This window comes from Variovorax paradoxus (genome assembly GCF_022009635.1).
In the GTDB taxonomy this organism is placed as follows: domain Bacteria; phylum Pseudomonadota; class Gammaproteobacteria; order Burkholderiales; family Burkholderiaceae_C; genus Variovorax.
Genome location: NZ_CP091716.1, coordinates 4,503,478 through 4,518,117 on the forward strand (window position 1 = coordinate 4,503,478; position 14,640 = coordinate 4,518,117).

General features: G+C 67.2%; 20 protein-coding genes. 9 read left to right on the forward strand and 11 right to left on the reverse strand.

Annotation, left to right across the window (positions count from 1 at the left end; genetic code table 11):
• Window positions 1–66: 66 nt before the first annotated feature.
• The 4 genes from L3V85_RS20885 to L3V85_RS20900 form a co-directional block, all read right to left on the reverse strand.
• Window positions 67–849: a 3-hydroxybutyrate dehydrogenase gene (locus tag L3V85_RS20885; RefSeq protein WP_116907322.1), complete on the reverse strand. Its 783-nt coding sequence runs from the start codon at window positions 847–849 to the stop codon at window positions 67–69.
• A 46-nt stretch (window positions 850–895) separates the two neighbouring features.
• The gene (locus tag L3V85_RS20890; RefSeq protein WP_237674623.1) at window positions 896–1,645 is read right to left on the reverse strand and encodes an acetoacetate decarboxylase; all 750 of its coding nucleotides are present in this window, start codon (window positions 1,643–1,645) and stop codon (window positions 896–898) included.
• A gap of 84 nt (window positions 1,646–1,729) precedes the next feature.
• Window positions 1,730–2,941, reverse strand: a complete 1,212-nt coding sequence (locus tag L3V85_RS20895) for a patatin-like phospholipase family protein (protein WP_237674624.1) — start codon at window positions 2,939–2,941, stop codon at window positions 1,730–1,732.
• 65 nt (window positions 2,942–3,006) lie between these two features.
• Entirely contained in the window at window positions 3,007–3,456 is a 450-nt protein-coding gene (locus L3V85_RS20900; protein WP_237674625.1) for a CHRD domain-containing protein, read from the reverse strand.
• A gap of 117 nt (window positions 3,457–3,573) precedes the next feature.
• Here L3V85_RS20900 and L3V85_RS20905 point away from each other — a divergent pair, with 117 nt between their 5' ends.
• On the forward strand, window positions 3,574–4,134 hold the full coding sequence (locus L3V85_RS20905) for a DUF924 family protein (RefSeq protein ID WP_237674626.1): 561 nt from the start codon (window positions 3,574–3,576) through the stop codon (window positions 4,132–4,134).
• A gap of 15 nt (window positions 4,135–4,149) precedes the next feature.
• Here L3V85_RS20905 and L3V85_RS20910 read toward each other — a convergent pair whose 3' ends face one another.
• Window positions 4,150–5,073, reverse strand: coding sequence for a YihY/virulence factor BrkB family protein (locus L3V85_RS20910; protein ID WP_237674627.1), 924 nt, complete (start codon window positions 5,071–5,073; stop codon window positions 4,150–4,152).
• 86 nt (window positions 5,074–5,159) lie between these two features.
• Here L3V85_RS20910 and L3V85_RS20915 point away from each other — a divergent pair, with 86 nt between their 5' ends.
• From L3V85_RS20915 to L3V85_RS20930, 4 genes are read left to right on the forward strand one after another with little or no spacing between them, the layout of a single operon-like run.
• On the forward strand, window positions 5,160–5,726 hold the full coding sequence (locus L3V85_RS20915) for a chromate transporter (protein ID WP_237674628.1): 567 nt from the start codon (window positions 5,160–5,162) through the stop codon (window positions 5,724–5,726).
• Window positions 5,723–6,322: a chromate transporter gene (locus L3V85_RS20920; RefSeq protein WP_237674629.1), complete on the forward strand. Its 600-nt coding sequence runs from the start codon at window positions 5,723–5,725 to the stop codon at window positions 6,320–6,322. Before L3V85_RS20915 ends, L3V85_RS20920 begins: the two co-directional genes overlap by 4 nt.
• Before the next feature lie 38 nt (window positions 6,323–6,360).
• Window positions 6,361–7,329: an aldo/keto reductase gene (locus L3V85_RS20925; RefSeq protein ID WP_237674630.1), complete on the forward strand. Its 969-nt coding sequence runs from the start codon at window positions 6,361–6,363 to the stop codon at window positions 7,327–7,329.
• Window positions 7,330–7,342: 13 nt separating this feature from the next.
• A complete protein-coding gene (locus L3V85_RS20930) occupies window positions 7,343–7,825 on the forward strand; it encodes a DUF3237 domain-containing protein (protein WP_237674631.1) in 483 nt (160 codons plus the stop codon).
• A 7-nt stretch (window positions 7,826–7,832) separates the two neighbouring features.
• Here the strand turns inward: L3V85_RS20930 and L3V85_RS20935 are convergent, their stop codons facing one another.
• A complete protein-coding gene (locus L3V85_RS20935) occupies window positions 7,833–8,354 on the reverse strand; it encodes a GNAT family N-acetyltransferase (RefSeq protein WP_237674632.1) in 522 nt (173 codons plus the stop codon).
• A gap of 43 nt (window positions 8,355–8,397) precedes the next feature.
• On the opposite strand from L3V85_RS20935, the gene L3V85_RS20940 reads away from it, so the two are divergent.
• The 3 genes from L3V85_RS20940 to L3V85_RS20950 all read left to right on the forward strand — a co-directional run bounded on the left by L3V85_RS20940 (window position 8,398) and on the right by L3V85_RS20950 (window position 10,594).
• Window positions 8,398–9,003: a helix-turn-helix domain-containing protein gene (locus L3V85_RS20940; RefSeq protein WP_237674633.1), complete on the forward strand. Its 606-nt coding sequence runs from the start codon at window positions 8,398–8,400 to the stop codon at window positions 9,001–9,003.
• A gap of 104 nt (window positions 9,004–9,107) precedes the next feature.
• The gene (locus tag L3V85_RS20945) at window positions 9,108–9,278 is read left to right on the forward strand and encodes a hypothetical protein (protein ID WP_237674634.1); all 171 of its coding nucleotides are present in this window, start codon (window positions 9,108–9,110) and stop codon (window positions 9,276–9,278) included.
• Window positions 9,279–9,382: 104 nt separating this feature from the next.
• Complete coding sequence (locus tag L3V85_RS20950) at window positions 9,383–10,594, forward strand: NAD(P)/FAD-dependent oxidoreductase (RefSeq protein ID WP_237674635.1); 1,212 nt, start codon at window positions 9,383–9,385, stop codon at window positions 10,592–10,594.
• Between the two features lie 7 nt (window positions 10,595–10,601).
• Here L3V85_RS20950 and rlmB read toward each other — a convergent pair whose 3' ends face one another.
• The 4 genes from rlmB to L3V85_RS20970 form a co-directional block, all read right to left on the reverse strand.
• Window positions 10,602–11,348, reverse strand: coding sequence for a 23S rRNA (guanosine(2251)-2'-O)-methyltransferase RlmB (gene rlmB / locus L3V85_RS20955; protein ID WP_237674636.1), 747 nt, complete (start codon window positions 11,346–11,348; stop codon window positions 10,602–10,604).
• A 33-nt stretch (window positions 11,349–11,381) separates the two neighbouring features.
• Window positions 11,382–12,362, reverse strand: coding sequence for a hypothetical protein (locus tag L3V85_RS20960; protein WP_237674637.1), 981 nt, complete (start codon window positions 12,360–12,362; stop codon window positions 11,382–11,384).
• A 4-nt stretch (window positions 12,363–12,366) separates the two neighbouring features.
• Window positions 12,367–12,846: a hypothetical protein gene (locus L3V85_RS20965; protein ID WP_237674638.1), complete on the reverse strand. Its 480-nt coding sequence runs from the start codon at window positions 12,844–12,846 to the stop codon at window positions 12,367–12,369.
• Window positions 12,847–12,914: 68 nt separating this feature from the next.
• The gene (locus L3V85_RS20970; protein WP_237674639.1) at window positions 12,915–13,625 is read right to left on the reverse strand and encodes an ABC transporter ATP-binding protein; all 711 of its coding nucleotides are present in this window, start codon (window positions 13,623–13,625) and stop codon (window positions 12,915–12,917) included.
• A 36-nt stretch (window positions 13,626–13,661) separates the two neighbouring features.
• On the opposite strand from L3V85_RS20970, the gene L3V85_RS20975 reads away from it, so the two are divergent.
• On the forward strand, window positions 13,662–14,300 hold the full coding sequence (locus tag L3V85_RS20975; RefSeq protein ID WP_237674640.1) for an arylesterase: 639 nt from the start codon (window positions 13,662–13,664) through the stop codon (window positions 14,298–14,300).
• Between the two features lie 58 nt (window positions 14,301–14,358).
• Here the strand turns inward: L3V85_RS20975 and L3V85_RS20980 are convergent, their stop codons facing one another.
• Complete coding sequence (locus L3V85_RS20980; RefSeq protein ID WP_237674641.1) at window positions 14,359–14,562, reverse strand: hypothetical protein; 204 nt, start codon at window positions 14,560–14,562, stop codon at window positions 14,359–14,361.
• Window positions 14,563–14,640 lie beyond the last annotated feature (78 nt).

Below are 14,640 nucleotides of genomic sequence, written 5' to 3' on the forward strand. Positions count from 1 at the left end.
GCACGGTGCTCTATCGACCGCTGCCTGCCCCCACCCCAACCCTCCCCCAGCGGGGGAGGGAGAAATTCACTGCATGAACCAGCCGTGGCTCACGACGAGCGACTGCCCCGTCAGCGCATTTGTCGGGAAGCCCGCGAACAGCAGCGCCACGCGCGCCACGTCTTCCGTGGTCGTGAACTCGCCATCGACCGTTTCCTTGAGCATCACGTTCTTGATGACTTCCTCTTCGCTGATGCCCAGCGTCTTGGCCTGCTCGGGAATCTGCTTCTCGACCAGCGGCGTGCGCACGAAGCCTGGGCAGATCACGTTGGCGCGCACGCCATGCTTGGCGCCTTCCTTGGCGACCGTCTTGGCCAGCCCGATAAGGCCGTGCTTGGCCGTGACGTAGGGGGCCTTCAGCAGCGAAGCTTCCTTCGAGTGCACCGAGCCCATGTAGATCACGCTGCCGCCGCGGCCTTGCGCATACATGTGCTTCAGGCAGGCCTTGGTGGTGAGGAAGGCGCCATCGAGGTGGATGGCCAGCATCTTCTTCCAGTCGGCAAAACTGAACTCTTCCACCGGATGCACGATCTGGATGCCGGCGTTGCTGATGAGGATGTCGATGCCGCCGAAGGCCTTCGCGCCCTCTTCCACCGATGCGTTCACCTGGTCTTCGTTCGTCACGTCGACCGCCACGCCGATGGCCTGCGCGCCGGTGGCCTTGAGCTCGGCCGCGGTGGCGTCGGCGGCTTCCTTGTTGAGGTCGGCAATGATGATCTTCGCGCCTTCCTGAGCAAACAGGATGGCGATTTCCTTGCCGATGCCGCTGGCCGAGCCGGTGATGTAGGCGACCTTGTCCTTGAGTTGCATGGTGAGTGTTCCTTGAGAGAGTTGGGTTGGAAGGTGACTGCGGGAATCAGGCGAGATAGTCGTGCTCGACCGTGCCCAGCGCGAGCGTCATGTCGGCGATGTAGTGCACGGCCGATTCGACCTTGCGCACCGGCAGGTCTGCCACAGGGGCCAGCGCATGCGGGTGCAGTTCGAGCGAAGCAGGGCCGCCCCATGCGCCGTGCAGTGTCACGTCGACCATGTGATAGCGCACCAGCTCGCAGATGCGCGCCGTGCCGTCGACGTGCGGAATGATCTTCAGCAAGAAGTTGGGCTGCGCAATGCCCGCCAGGATGGGCTCGGGCTCGAGCGCGCGGTGCTTGAAACCCATGGTGGCCTTGGCCACGCGCACCTTGCCGTAGTCGAGCGTGCCGACGACCACGTCGGTCTCGTAGTCGAGCACCGGCGAGGCCAGCTTTTTCGGAAAGCCCCAGAGTTCGCGCCCGCCGGCAATGGGCGGATGGTCGTTGAGGTACATGGCGTGCACGTACGCGCCCTTCTCCACGCCCTTGGCGGTGCGCAGTTGCACCGGAATGACCTGGCCCGATTCGGTGTAGTCGCCGAAACCGGTGGAGTCGGGCATGCGGATGAACTCGTACTTGACCAGCGGCTCGACCACTTCAAGCGGCTCGGGCACCACGGCGCGCAGGGCGTCCATGTCGGTGCGGTAGGTGACGATGAGAAATTCACGCCGCACGAAGCGATAGGGTCCGGGCGGAAAGGCGGGGCTGGTCAGCGGCATCGCGAATGCCGTTCGTCGCACGTCTTCAATGTTCACGAACATTTCCTCCTGTTGAAGTGACGGGCCCAGTCTGGCGCTGGTTTCTTAGTCGAGCCTGAACCCTTTCCCCGGGTACGTGTTTCAGCGTGCGAGGCCAGGCCGCTTCACGCGCCCCGAGCCATGCTCGCCGAGGTCGAAAGTGGTCACGCCATTGACCGTGGCATCGGCGCGCAGCAACTCGGGATGCGCAAGCGTGCTGCGCATGTCGCGCACACCCGATTCCCAGTGCTCCTCGACGGCGGCGCGCGAGAACTCGTAGTCTTTCGATTCGAGTTCGTAGGGCTTGTCGCGGTAGATCAGGTGGAAGATGTCGATGGGCTCGTGCGTCAGTTGCGACTGCACGGCCAGCACGCTCGGGTCCTTGCGCAGGTTGGCCGGCAGCTTGGTGATGAGGTCTGCAATCGCCTGCTGCAGGTTCATGTTGGCCGCCAGCGCGTCGGTGTTCATGCGGGTGCGGCTCGAATAGGTGATGTCTTTCTGGCGCTCCATCACGCCCGCCATGGTGTGGGGCATTTCGCCGCGCGCATTGAACAGGTCGACCTGCAGCACCACCAGCGGCTCGGTGCGTGGATGCAGATCGAGCACGTATTGCAGCGGCGTGTTCGACACGATGCCGCCGTCCCAGTAATCATCGCCGTCGATGCTCACCGGCGCGAAGCCCGGCGGCAATGCACCGCTGGCCATGATGTGCTCCGGCCCGATGAGCTGGCGCGTGTTGTCGAAGTACACCGAGTTGCCGGTGCGCACATTGACCGCGCCCACGCTGAAGCGGGCCTCGCAGGCATTGATGCGGTCGAAGTCGACGAGGCGCTCGAGCGTGGACTTCAGCGGCGAGGTGTCGTAGTAGCTGAGCAGCGGCGCGGCGCCGCCCATCAGGAAGGCCGGCGAATAGCGCGGCTCGAAGAAGCCCGGGATGCCGACCATCGAGGCCATGGTCGCGCTCCACTGGTTCTGCGTCGCGCGGTCGCCGAACCACGATGGCAGGCGCTGCGAAGGCCCGGAAGACACCAGGTGCCAGAACTCGCGCAGGCGGTCGACCCGATGCTCCGGCGCATTCCCGGCGATCAGCGCCGCGTTGATGGCGCCGATGGAGACGCCCGCAATCCAGTGCGGCTCGAGTTCGGTCTCGCTGAGCGCGGCGAACACGCCAGCCTGGTAGGCACCGAGCGCGCCGCCGCCCTGCAGCACCAGCGCCTTGCGGGCAGTGCGCATGTCTTCGCGGCGCGAGGCGAAGGGGTTGAGGGCTTGCTGGGGTTTGGCACGAGGATTTTTCTTCGTTGGCGTCGTCGTCATGCGTTCATTTGACACCAGCCCCGCGACATCCACCTGACCAGGGGGTTGTTCCCCCTGGCACCACTTCACATCTTCGGCAGCATCTGCCCGCGGATCTCTCCGCCGGGGTTGGCCGCGGTGTGCACGTTGGCATACCACTTGCCCGCGCTCAGGTCGGCAGCCTGCGCCGGCGTGAGCGTGGCCTGACCTTCGATGGGGCTCGTGGGGTTGGCGAATGGCAACACCACGCCGGCGTTGGCGCCCGCGGCGGCGGGGCCGTGGAAGTGCGCCATGGTGGCGGGGCCGCTCAGCCCGGTGTAGGTGATCTTGTACTTGAGCACGTTGGTGTCGCGGTCGAGCCATGCCTCGGCCATGCCGCTGCCGCGCGTCATGTTGGGCGGGACTTCGCTGGCTGCGTTCATCGCGCCGCTGAAGCTCGCGACGTTCGACTTCGACATCATTCCGCAGCCGACCAATGCGGCACTGGCCACGCCGGTGATGAGGGCTGCGCGCAAGAAGGTGCCATATCTGGTCATGAGCTTTATCTCCTGGGTTGTGAAAGCGACCACAGCATAGGCAGCACCGCGGGAATTGTCTTGTCGGCCATCGCCCCGACTTCCTTGGGCGCAAGGCGCCTGAAAGACAATCCGGCGATGAGTTCCGCCCCTCTTTCCCCGCTCCCCTCGGCCCGCGAAGTGGTCGACTTCTGGCACGAAGCCGGCCCCGACCGCTGGTTTGCCAAGAACGATGCCTTCGACGCCGCCTTCATCGCCCGCTTCGCCGAAGCCCACCAGGCCGCCGCCCGCGGCGAACTCGACCACTGGGCGGAGGATGCCCAGGGCGCGCTGGCCCTGCTGGTGCTGCTCGATCAGTTCCCGCGCAATGCCTGGCGCAACAACCCGCACATGCTCGCCACCGACGGCAAGGCCCTGGCCGTGGCCAGGAAGGCCGTGGCGGCCGGTTTCGACCAGCAGGCAGCGGCCGAACTGCGGCCTTTCTTCTACCTGCCCTTCATGCACTCCGAAGTGCTGGCCGAGCAGGAGCGCTCGGTCGAGCTGAATGCCGCGCTGGATGCCAACACGCAGCGCTTTGCCGTGCTGCACCGCGACATCGTCGCGCGCTTCGGCCGCTTTCCGCACCGCAACAAGATGCTGGGGCGCGAGTCGACCGCGCAGGAGCAGGAGTTTCTGGACAAGGGCGGCTTCGCGGGCTGAGGCGCCGCCCGGCGCTCAGTTGTCGTTGTGGGGCAGCGGCACGTTGCGCGTCGGTGAAGGGTTGAGCTCCGCCGCGCCTTCCATGCCCTTCATGGAGCCATAGGTGCGCGCATAGACCCAGGTGAACTCGGCCCCCAGCAGGAAGATCTGCGCCGAGTAATACACCCACACCAGCACCACCACCAGCGAGCCCGCCGCGCCATAACCCGAGGCCACGCTGCTCTTGCCGATGTACAGGCCGATCAGGTGCTTGCCCACGGTGAACAGCAGCGCGGTGACCGCCGCGCCCACCCACACGTCGCGCCACTGCACCTTGGCGCGCGGCATGATCTTGTAGATCATCGCGAAGATCACCATCACCATCCCGAAGCTGAAGACGAAGTTCACCACCTGCGCGGTGGTCTCCCAGGCGCCGAACATCGGCGACCACCACTTGCCCAGCGCCGCCAGCGCCGCGCTGGCCACCAGCGACACCATCAGCAAAAAGCCGATGCCCATGATCATGCTGAACGACAGCAGCCGCACGCGCAGCATGTTGAACAGGCCCTTGTTCTTGGTGCGCGCCGGCGCGCGCCAGATGCGGTCGAGCGCATCCTGCAGCTCGCCGAACACGGTGGTCGCGCCGACCACCAGCAGCCCGATGCCGATGACGGTGGCGACGATGCCCTCTGCCGGCTTGTTGACCGCCTTCAGCATGCCCTGCACCGCCGCCGCGCCCTGCTCGCCCATCAGCCCCGAGAGCTGCGCGAAGATCTCGCCGCGCGCGGCCTCCTGGCCGAAGACCAGGCCGGCCACGGCAATCACGATCAGCAGCAGCGGCGCGATCGAGAACACGGTGTAGTAGGCCAGCGCGGCCCCCATGCTCGGCGCGTAGTCGTTCGACCAGGAGTTGAAGGCCTTCTTGCAGAGGTCGAAGAGTGCGCGGAGTTGCATGAGCATGGCGGTAGTTTCCCTGTTGATCCGTCCGGGGTCCTGTCAGCACGATGCCCGGCGCGTTGAAAGCCTGCCTACGATAATCGCTCCACATGCACCCGTCTCCCTCCGCCCAGCCGCAGTCGCCGCGCGACCTGTTCTTTTCGTTCACCTGGCTGGCGCTGCAAGGCTTCGGCGGGGTGCTGGCCATCGTGCAGCGCGAGGTGGTCGAGAAGAAGAAATGGCTCACGCCCGAGCAGTTCCTCGAAGACTGGGCCGTGGCCCAGGTAATGCCCGGCCCGAACGTGATCAACCTCGCCCTGATGATCGGCGACCGCTACTTCGGGCTGCGCGGCGCCCTGGCGGCGGTGGCAGGCATGCTGAGCATTCCGCTGGTCGTCATCCTTGCGCTGGCCGTGCTCTACGCGCACTACGCCGGCAACCCCCAGGTGGCGGCCGCGTTGCGGGGCATGGGCGCGGTGTCGGGCGGGCTTATTGCAGCCACCGGCATCAAGCTGGTGCCGCAGCTGCGCAAGCACCCGCTGGGCTTTGCCACCTGCCTGGTCTTCATGGGGCTGGTGTTCTGCGCCATCGCGCTGTTCAAGGTGCCGCTGGGCTGGGTGCTGCTGGTGCTGGGCGGCGTGGCCTGCGTCTGGACCTGGAAGAAGATTCCCGCATGACCATCGCGATGCACTGGCACGACTGGCTCGCCCTCTTCGGGCAGTACATGCTGCTTTCGCTGCTGTCGATCAGCGGCGCCATCACCACGGTGCCCGACATGCACCGCTACCTGGTGGCCCAGCACGGCTGGCTCACCGACGCGCAGTTCAGTTCCTCCGTGGCCATCGCGCAGGCCGCGCCCGGGCCCAACGTGCTGTTCGTGGCGCTGATGGGCTGGAACGTCGGGCTCAACGCGGGCGGCGGTATCGGCGCCGGGCCGGGGGCGTGGGTGCTGGGCTTCTTCGGGCTGCTCGTCACCATGGTCGGCATCATGCTGCCGAGCACCACCCTCACCTACTTCGCCACGCGCTGGGGCCACCGCAACCGCACCCGCCGCGAGGTGCGCGCCTTCAAGCAGGGCATGGCCCCCGTGGTGGTGGGCCTGCTGATCGCCACCGGCTGGGTGCTGGCGGCAGGAAACCATGCCGGCAATGCGCCCGCCTGGCACCTGTGGCTGCTTACAGGCACGGCTGCGCTTATCGTCTGGCGCACGCGCATCCACCTGCTCTGGCTGCTCGGCGCAGGCGCCGTGCTGGGCGCCATAGGCTTCGTCTGACCCCTTTTTTCTCAACGCTTCTTCGGGAACACAAACTCATGTCGCAACTTCGCCCGCTCGGCCGCTCCGGTCTTCTGGTTTCCCCGCTCGCTTTCGGCGGCAACGTGTTCGGCTGGACCGTCGACGAAGCGGCGTCGTTCAAGCTGCTCGATGCCTGGCTCGACGCCGGCTTCAACTTCGTCGACACCGCCGACGTGTACTCGGCGTGGGTGCCCGGCCACAAGGGCGGCGAGTCCGAGACCATCATCGGCAAGTGGCTCAAGCAGAGCGGCAAGCGCAACCGCGTGGTGCTGGCCACCAAGGTCGGCAAGCCGATGGGCGAAGGCAAGGTGGGCCTGTCGCCCAAGTACATCCGCGAGGCGGTGGAGGCGTCGCTCAAGCGCCTGCAGACGGACCACATCGACCTCTACCAGTCGCACGACGACGACGCCAACACCGCGCTCGAAGAATCGCTGCGCGCTTTCGACCAGCTGATCCAGGAAGGCAAGGTGCGCGCGATCGGTGCGTCGAACTACACCGCGCCGCGGCTGGCCGAAGCGCTGGACGTGTCCGAGAAGCTCGGCATTGCCCGCTACGAGAGCCTGCAGCCGCTGTACAACCTCTACGACCGCGCGGTGTTCGAAGACGCGCTGGAACCGCTGTGCCTGAAACGCGAAGTGGGCGTGATCAACTTCTACGCGCTGGCCGCCGGCTTCCTCACGGGCAAGTACCGCACCGAGGCCGATGCGAGCAAGAGCGCGCGCGGCGCCAACACCACCAAGAAGTACCTCAATGAACGCGGCCTGCGCATCCTCGACGCGCTCGACAAGGTGGCCCAGCAGTACAACGCCAAGCCCGGCCAAGTGGCGATTGCATGGCAGATCGCCCGCCCCGGCGTGACCGCGCCGATCGCCAGCGCCACGTCGATCGCGCAGCTCGAGGAACTGGTGGTCGCAACGCAGCTGAAGCTGGACGCGGGCACCATCGAGATGCTCGACCGCGCCAGCGCCGAGACCGCCGCAGCCTGAGGACGTGCCAGCGATGAGCGTGTTCGATTTCAACGCTATCACCGCCCCTTCGCTCGAGCACTTCGCCGACCTGCGCGTCGAGGTGGGCACGCCGCAGGTGCTGGGCGGCACCCCGCGCGGGATGCGCCGCGTGGTGCCCATCACGGGCGGCGAAGCCACCGGGCACGGCTGGCGCGCGCGCGTCCTGCCGGGCGGCTGCGACTTTCAACTGATCGTGAGCGAGACGCTCTCCGAGCTCGATGCGCGCTACGCCCTGGAGACAGATGCCGGCGACCTGATCTACGTGCAGAACCAGGCCGTGCGCTCGGCCACGCCCGAGGTCATGGCCCAGTTGCTGCGCGGCGAGCCCGTCGACCCGACGCAGGTGTATTTCCGCTGCAACCCGCGCTTCGAAACCACTTCGCCTTCGCTGAAGTGGATCAGCGAGCGCATGTTCACCGGGGCCGGCATGCGCAAGCCGGCCGAGGTGGTGATGCGCTTCTACACGCTGGTGTAGCGGGCGTTCAGCCGTCGACCGGGTTCAGGGGCGTCGCCAGGATCCGCTGGTAGAACGCCACGTCGAGCCAGCGGCCGAACTTGAAGCCGGCCTGGCGCACGGTGCCCGAGTGCTCGAAGCCCAGGCGCTCATGCAGCGCGATGCTGCCTGCGTTGGCGGCGTCGATGGCGCCGACCATCACATGCACGTCGCGCGCAATGGCCTCGGCAATGATCGCCTCCATGAGCGTGCGGCCCAGGCCCGCGCCGCGGTGGGCGCTGTCGACGTACACAGAGTGCTCGACGGTGTACTTGTAGGCCGGGAAGGCGCGGAACGCGCCGTAGCTCGCGAAGCCCAGCAGCTTGCCGTCGTCGTCCACCGCCCCGATCACCGGAAAGCCGTTCGCGCGCTTGGTGGCGAACCACGCGACCATGTTCTCCGGCGCGCGCGGCTTGTAGTCGTACAGCGCGGTCGAGGTGACGATGGCTTCGTTGAGGATGGCAAGAATCGCCGCGGCGTGCGCTTCTTCGGTACAGGGGATGAGCCGCATGATGTTCCTTGTGTCGTTCAATATAAGAGAATAATAATCTCATATGGGAAACACTTCATCCGCTTCCGTCGTTTCTTCTTCGGGAGACGCCGCCGACGGCATCGACGCCCTCATCGCCTCCCGGCTGCTGGCGCTTCGGCAGGCGCGGGAACTCAGCCTTGCCGAGCTGGCCGAGCTCTCGGGAGTCAGCAAGGCCATGATCTCGAAGGTGGAGCGCGCGCAAAGCAGCCCGACGGCCGTGCTGCTGGGCCGGCTGGCGGCCGGGCTCGGCGTGCCGCTGGCGCAACTGCTGACCGAGGACGGCGACCGCCCCCAGCGCCTGCGCACGCGGGCCGAGCAGCATGTGTGGCGCGATCCCGAGGCAGGCTACCTGCGGCGCCAGGTGGCCGAGCGGCAGGCGGGCAGCGGCGTCGAGCTGGTCGAGGTCGAGCTGCCGCGTTCGGCGCAGGTGAGCTATCCGCGCTGGAGCGGCAAGCCGTACCGCCAGTGCCTGTGGATGCTCGAAGGCGCCTTGCGCGTGGACTACGGCGACGAACGCTTCGAACTGGCCCCCGGCGACTGCCTCGACTTCGGCGTGGACCGGCCGCTGGTGTTCAAGGCGCTGGGGCGCAGCGGCTGCCGCTACCTGCTGGTGGCGAGCCCGTCCTAGCCGCCCGGTAGGCTCGCTCCCACACGCACAGGCGGCGCGGGCCGCCCCGGGCCGTCGCGTCGGCCGGGATACTGCAACGCATCTCAGCTTCCGGAGGAACGACGATGTCCTTTGCGCTCTACATGATCGGATTCCTTATCTTCCTTGGCGGCCTTGTCTGGGGCGCCACGGTGGTGGGCGTGCCCACGCTCTACATCGGCATCGGGGCGACGATCCTGCTCGGGATCGGCATCTTCAGCGCTGTCGGCCGCACGCGCGGCAAAGACCCGTCCTGAGTTACCCGTCCTGAGTTCACACAGGCTTCACGCCGCGCGCACAGGGGCTGGCTAACTTCGCATGCGCACCGCAGACCGCGGTGCGCATCGAACACAGCCAGCCCATGTCATCTTCTTCCTCGAGTTTCTTCGCTCCCCTCGATTCATCCCTGATCACACCGCCGCACGCGGCGCCGGTCCCATCGGCCGGCAGCGGCGCAGCGGGCATCAAGGTCGATCTTCTTGTCGTGGGCGCGAGCTTTGCCGGATTGGCGTGCGCCCGAGCCGCGGCCCTCGCGGGGCTCAGCGTGATGGTGTTAGAGAAGAAGGCCAGCGCCGGCGCCAAGCTCCACACCACCGGCATCATCGTGAAGGACGCGGTCGACAGCGTGCCGTGGCTCGCCGAAGTGCCACCCGCGCTGGTACGCCGTATCGAGGGGGTGCGGCTCTATGCGCCCAACATGCGGCATGTGGACCTGCATGCACCGGGCTACTGGTTCTGGGCCACCGACGCGCCCGCGCTGCTCGACTGGATGGTGGATTCGGCACGGGCCTGCGGTGTCGATGTGAGGCTGGGCACGCTGTTCGAGCAAGCACTGTGGATCAACGGGCGCTGGGAAGTGCCCGTCACCCACGGACCCTGCATCACGGCCACCTACCTCGTGGGCGCGGACGGGCCGCATTCGCGTGTAGCCAAGGCGCTGGGCCTGTCGCGCAACACGCGCTTCCTGTTCGGCGTGGAGCATGAATACCAGGGCGCGCGCATGGCGCCCGACCTGCTGCACTGCTTCATCGACCGCAAGCTGGCCCCCGGCTACATCGGCTGGGCGCTGGACGGTGTGGGCGTGAGCCAGATCGGACTGGCGCGCCGCGTGGTTCCAGGCGACGCGCATGCACTGCGGCTGGACCCGCTGCTGCGCAAGATCGCATCGGTCGTGACACCGGGCGACTCGGCGCCCGTCGCGGTGCGCGCCGGCATGATCCCCTGCGGCGGCGTGCTGCCGAGGGTTGCGCGGGAACGAGCGCTGCTGGTGGGCGACGCCGCGGGCATGGTGTCGCCGGTGACCGCGGGCGGCATCCACACCGCGCTGCAGCACGGTGAGCGCGCTGGCGAGGCGGTGGCGCGCTTCGTGCGCAGGGAGGCCGATGACCCGGCCACCTGGTTCGTGCGCAGCTACCCGAGCTTCCTGCTCAAGCGCACGCTGCGCTGGGCCTTCGACAATTTCCAGAGCGACTGGATGTTCAACCACCTGCTGGGCACGCCGCAGATGCGGCGCGTGGCGGAGCTGATCTACTTTCACCGCAAGGGCGGGACGCCGCCCCTGCCCTCGCCATAGACGCCGCTCAGGCGCCGCGCTGGCGCATCGCCTCGTAAAGGCACACGCCGCTGGCCACCGAGACGTTCAGGCTCTCGACGGCACCGGCCATCGGGATGCTCACGAGCTCGTCGCAGGTCTTGCGCGTGAGCTGGCGCATGCCCTCGCCCTCGGCGCCCAGCACCAGCGCCAGCGGGCGCTTGAAGTCGCTCTGGTAGATAGTGCCCGGCGCATCGTCGCTGGTGCCCACGCACCAGATGCTGCGCTCCTTGAGTTCGTTGAGCGTGCGCGCGAGGTTGGTCACCATGAAGTACGGCACCGTCTCGGCAGCGCCGCTCGCCACCTTGGCCACGGTGGCGTTGATGCCCGCCGCATGGTCCTTGGGCGCGATGACCGCATGCGCGCCGGCACCGTCGGCCACGCGCAGGCAGGCGCCGAGGTTGTGCGGGTCGGTCACGCCGTCGAGCACCAGCAGCAGCGGCACGGTGCCGGCCTCTTCGAGGCCTTCGAGCAATTCGTCGAGCGAATGGATTTGCGCGGCAGGTTCGACCCGCGCCACCACGCCCTGGTGACCGTGGCTGCCGCTGAGCTTGGACAGCCGCAGGCCGTCGGCCTCGACCAGCCGGACACCGGCTTCTTGCGCTCGCGCAATGAACTGTTTCATGCGCGCATCGCGCCGGCTGGCGTCGAACATCACTTCGAGCACCGATTTAGGCGCGGTCTTGATGCGCACGCCCACGGCATGGAAGCCGAAGATCACTTTAGGGGAAGACATCCTCCGATTATCCCTACCCCCGGGACCACCCCGTCAGGCGAGCGGGAGGCCGCTGGTCGCGCGGGTGCGCTCGTCGTGCAGTTGCTGTACCGCCAGTGCGTTCGGATGCACCCTCGCGCTGTTGCCCACGGCCTCCAGGAACTGGCAGGCGGCGTGGCCTTCGGCGGCTTTTTCGTAGCGCGCGACCCAGGCGTCGCGCGCGGGCAGCTTGTCGGGCGCCACAGGCCAGACGCCGGGCCGGGGCCGCATCGGCTCGCCGATGCCGATGCGCCACGGCTTGGCGCTCAGGCGGGCACGAAAGCAGTTCTGGTTGCGGCACATGCGCGCGTAGACCTTGTCGACGCCCAGCAGCTGGAAGCAATCGGCCACGGCGTTATCGGAAGGCTTGAAGACATCGTGCATGGCGAGCACCCGGAAGCCCGCCGGCGTGCGGTAGATGCGCAGATGCCAGTCGGGATGCTGGTGCAGGAAGCGCCCGATGCGTTCGGCCGCGCGCTTCTCGGGCGAAGGGTCGCCGCTGGGTTCGCCGCGCTTCTTGCGCTTGCCGATGACCCAGGCCACGGCGAACACCACGATGGCCGCGATCAGCCCGCCGAGCCAGGTCTTGGCGGCCCAGCCGCCGACCACGCCGGCAATCAGGGCCGGTACCAACGCAAAGCCGAACACGCTGCCTCGCAGAGGCTCCTCGAAGTCGATGTCGACGAACAGCACGTCGGGCGTGTTGAGGCAGCGCGCGCCGTAGCCGTTGCGCGTGACGACGGTGTCGCCCTGCCGCTCGATGATTTCCTCGCGGATCGGCACGCCGTCGGCGCCGTTGTAGGCGCGCTTGAGTTCGCGGCGGTCGAGCTGCTCGCCGGCGGCGATGCGGTCGAAGGCTTCGCGCGCGCGCTGGTCGGCATGCGCCTGCGCGGCCAGCGGGCTGTCGTCGGACCAGCCGTGACGACGCACCGTGACTTGCTTGCCAGCCACATGCTCCTGGATGCGGCCTTCGGCCCAGAACTGGGGAACGATCATCGGGTCAGAGCTCTTTTCCAAACAACAGCCAGACCATCAGCATGGCCAGCAGGATGACGGTCACCGGCAGCCAGTTGTAGCCGCCGGCAGGCACGCGGCCCGGCTCGTCGACCATCGGGCGGCGGGGTATTTCGGACGGCAGGTGGCCGAAGGCGCCGACCGGCGGGTGCTCGTGGTTATCGACCAGCCGCTTGGCGGCCGCGAGACTCAGGCCGGTGGCTTCGCGCGTGAGGCGCACGGCTTCGATCTTGTCGCCCTGCGCCAGCGCGGTCAGCGCGGTGGAAGGCATCGACGCGAAGCCGCGGTCCTGCGCGGCCACATCGGGCGAACGGCGGCCGGGATCCCCCATCCAGGCGGCGTAACGCTCGACGGCGTCCTTGGCCGACTGGAGATCCATGCCGGTGCTGTCATGCACGATCTTGATGGCTTCGATCAGCCTGCCCCGCCGCAGCGCCGCAATGGCCTCCGGTGGAAGGTCATCCATGGGGGATCTTGCTCCTAGTTATATTTGCTATCTATATCTGCTATCCGTTTGATAGCTTACCGCGCTTGTCAGCCGGGCGCTACGGCAGCTTTTTCATTACCTGCGACGCGGCCGGCCTCGATGGTGATGCGGCGTTCGCACCGGTCGGCGATGCCGCGGTCGTGCGTAACGAGCACGAGCGTAGTGCCCAGTTCGCGGTTCAGATCGAACATCAGCTTCATGACCTGCTCGCCGGTCGCGAAGTCGAGGCTGCCGGTGGGCTCGTCCGCCAGCAGCAGGGCCGGCTGCACCACGAAGGCCCGTGCCAGCGCCACACGCTGCTGCTCGCCGCCCGAAAGCACCTTCGGGTAGTGCCCCAGCCGCTGGCCCAGCCCGACTCGGCCCAGCATCTCGGTGGCGGCCTTGCGGGCATCCTTGCGGTTGGCCAGTTCCAGCGGGAGCATCACGTTCTCGAGCGCGCTGAGGTTGCCCAGCAGCTGGAAGCTCTGGAACACGAAGCCCACGCGCTGCGCGCGCACGGCGGCGCGCTCGTCCTCGTCGATGGCGAACAGGTCGTCGCCCGCTAGCCTGACAGTGCCGCGAGTGGGCGTGTCCAGCCCCGCGATGATCGAAAGCAAGGTGCTCTTGCCCGAACCCGAGGCGCCGACGATGGCGGCGGTTTCCCGCGCGCCGAGGGTGAAATGGATGTCCTGCAGAATGTCCAGCGTGCCGGCCGAGTCGGTCACGGACTTGAAGACATGCTCGACGGCGACAATGGCATCAGACGGGGGTTGGGACATGGAAAGGCTTTGGTTTTGAATCGACGTGACTTTATCTTGACCACCGCCGCGCTCGGCAGCGCGGGGACTTGGACAACGGCGGCGCATGCCCAGGCTCCGGCGTCCGCGGCTGGCAAGCCGGTGATCCTGGTGCTGGGCGATTCGCTGAGCGCAGAGTACGGGCTCAAGCGCGGCGAAGGCTGGGTACCCTTGCTGGAGAAAAGGCTTGCGCAGCAGAAGATCGCGGCCACCGTGGTCAACGCCAGCATCAGCGGCGACACCAGCTCGGGCGGCCGCGCCCGATTTCCTTCACTGCTCGCGCAGCACAAGCCCAGCCTCGTGGTGCTGGAACTCGGTGCCAACGACGCGCTGCGCGGCCTGCCGCTGGCCGACACCGAAAGCAACCTGCTGCAGATCACCAAGGCCGCGCAGGCAGCCGGCGCCAAGGTGCTGATCGTCGGTATCCAGGTGCCGCCGAACTACGGCGGCGACTACACGCGGCGCTTCGAGGCGGTGTTCTCCAAGGTGGCCGGCGCCACCCGGTCGGCGCTCGTGCCCTTCCTGCTCAAAGGCGTGGCGGATGCGCCGGACGCGCTCTCGCTGTTCCAGGCCGATCGCATCCACCCGACGGCGGCGGCGCAGCCGCAGTTGCTCGACAACGTCTGGTCCGAACTGCGCAAGCTGCTGCCCAAATGAAAAAACCGCTGCAAGCGCAAGCCTGCAGCGGTTTTCATGGAAGGACGCCAGGAACGGATCAACCGTTCTTGGTGGGCAGCTCGGGCACCGTGGGGGCATCGTGTTCGAGCGAGGCCATGTCGGTCTCCGGGTCTCCAGGAGCCAGTCCGTCGCTGCTCGGGCTGAGTTTGCGATTCGCCTTTTCCCGGAGCTTTTCTTCCTTTTTCTTCTTCTTGGCCAGCTCTTTCTGGCGCTTCTCGTAGCCGTAATTTGGTGTTGCCACTGCTTCTCCTTGGGCGAGGCAGTCAGGGTGACTGCGCGTGGCCTACTGTAAGCGATAACGGTGCAGTCTCAAGCGCAT

Coding starts and splice junctions, on each gene's coding strand:
- L3V85_RS20885 (WP_116907322.1), bottom strand. CDS start 849: ATGCAACTCAAGGACAAGGTCGCCTACATCACCGGCTCGGCCAGCGGC.
- L3V85_RS20895 (WP_237674624.1), bottom strand. CDS start 2,941: ATGACGACGACGCCAACGAAGAAAAATCCTCGTGCCAAACCCCAGCAA.
- L3V85_RS20900 (WP_237674625.1), bottom strand. CDS start 3,456: ATGACCAGATATGGCACCTTCTTGCGCGCAGCCCTCATCACCGGCGTG.
- L3V85_RS20905 (WP_237674626.1), top strand. CDS start 3,574: ATGAGTTCCGCCCCTCTTTCCCCGCTCCCCTCGGCCCGCGAAGTGGTC.
- L3V85_RS20910 (WP_237674627.1), bottom strand. CDS start 5,073: ATGCTCATGCAACTCCGCGCACTCTTCGACCTCTGCAAGAAGGCCTTC.
- L3V85_RS20915 (WP_237674628.1), top strand. CDS start 5,160: ATGCACCCGTCTCCCTCCGCCCAGCCGCAGTCGCCGCGCGACCTGTTC.
- L3V85_RS20920 (WP_237674629.1), top strand. CDS start 5,723: ATGACCATCGCGATGCACTGGCACGACTGGCTCGCCCTCTTCGGGCAG.
- L3V85_RS20925 (WP_237674630.1), top strand. CDS start 6,361: ATGTCGCAACTTCGCCCGCTCGGCCGCTCCGGTCTTCTGGTTTCCCCG.
- L3V85_RS20930 (WP_237674631.1), top strand. CDS start 7,343: ATGAGCGTGTTCGATTTCAACGCTATCACCGCCCCTTCGCTCGAGCAC.
- L3V85_RS20935 (WP_237674632.1), bottom strand. CDS start 8,354: ATGCGGCTCATCCCCTGTACCGAAGAAGCGCACGCCGCGGCGATTCTT.
- L3V85_RS20940 (WP_237674633.1), top strand. CDS start 8,398: ATGGGAAACACTTCATCCGCTTCCGTCGTTTCTTCTTCGGGAGACGCC.
- L3V85_RS20945 (WP_237674634.1), top strand. CDS start 9,108: ATGTCCTTTGCGCTCTACATGATCGGATTCCTTATCTTCCTTGGCGGC.
- L3V85_RS20950 (WP_237674635.1), top strand. CDS start 9,383: ATGTCATCTTCTTCCTCGAGTTTCTTCGCTCCCCTCGATTCATCCCTG.
- rlmB (WP_237674636.1), bottom strand. CDS start 11,348: ATGTCTTCCCCTAAAGTGATCTTCGGCTTCCATGCCGTGGGCGTGCGC.
- L3V85_RS20960 (WP_237674637.1), bottom strand. CDS start 12,362: ATGATCGTTCCCCAGTTCTGGGCCGAAGGCCGCATCCAGGAGCATGTG.
- L3V85_RS20965 (WP_237674638.1), bottom strand. CDS start 12,846: ATGGATGACCTTCCACCGGAGGCCATTGCGGCGCTGCGGCGGGGCAGG.
- L3V85_RS20970 (WP_237674639.1), bottom strand. CDS start 13,625: ATGTCCCAACCCCCGTCTGATGCCATTGTCGCCGTCGAGCATGTCTTC.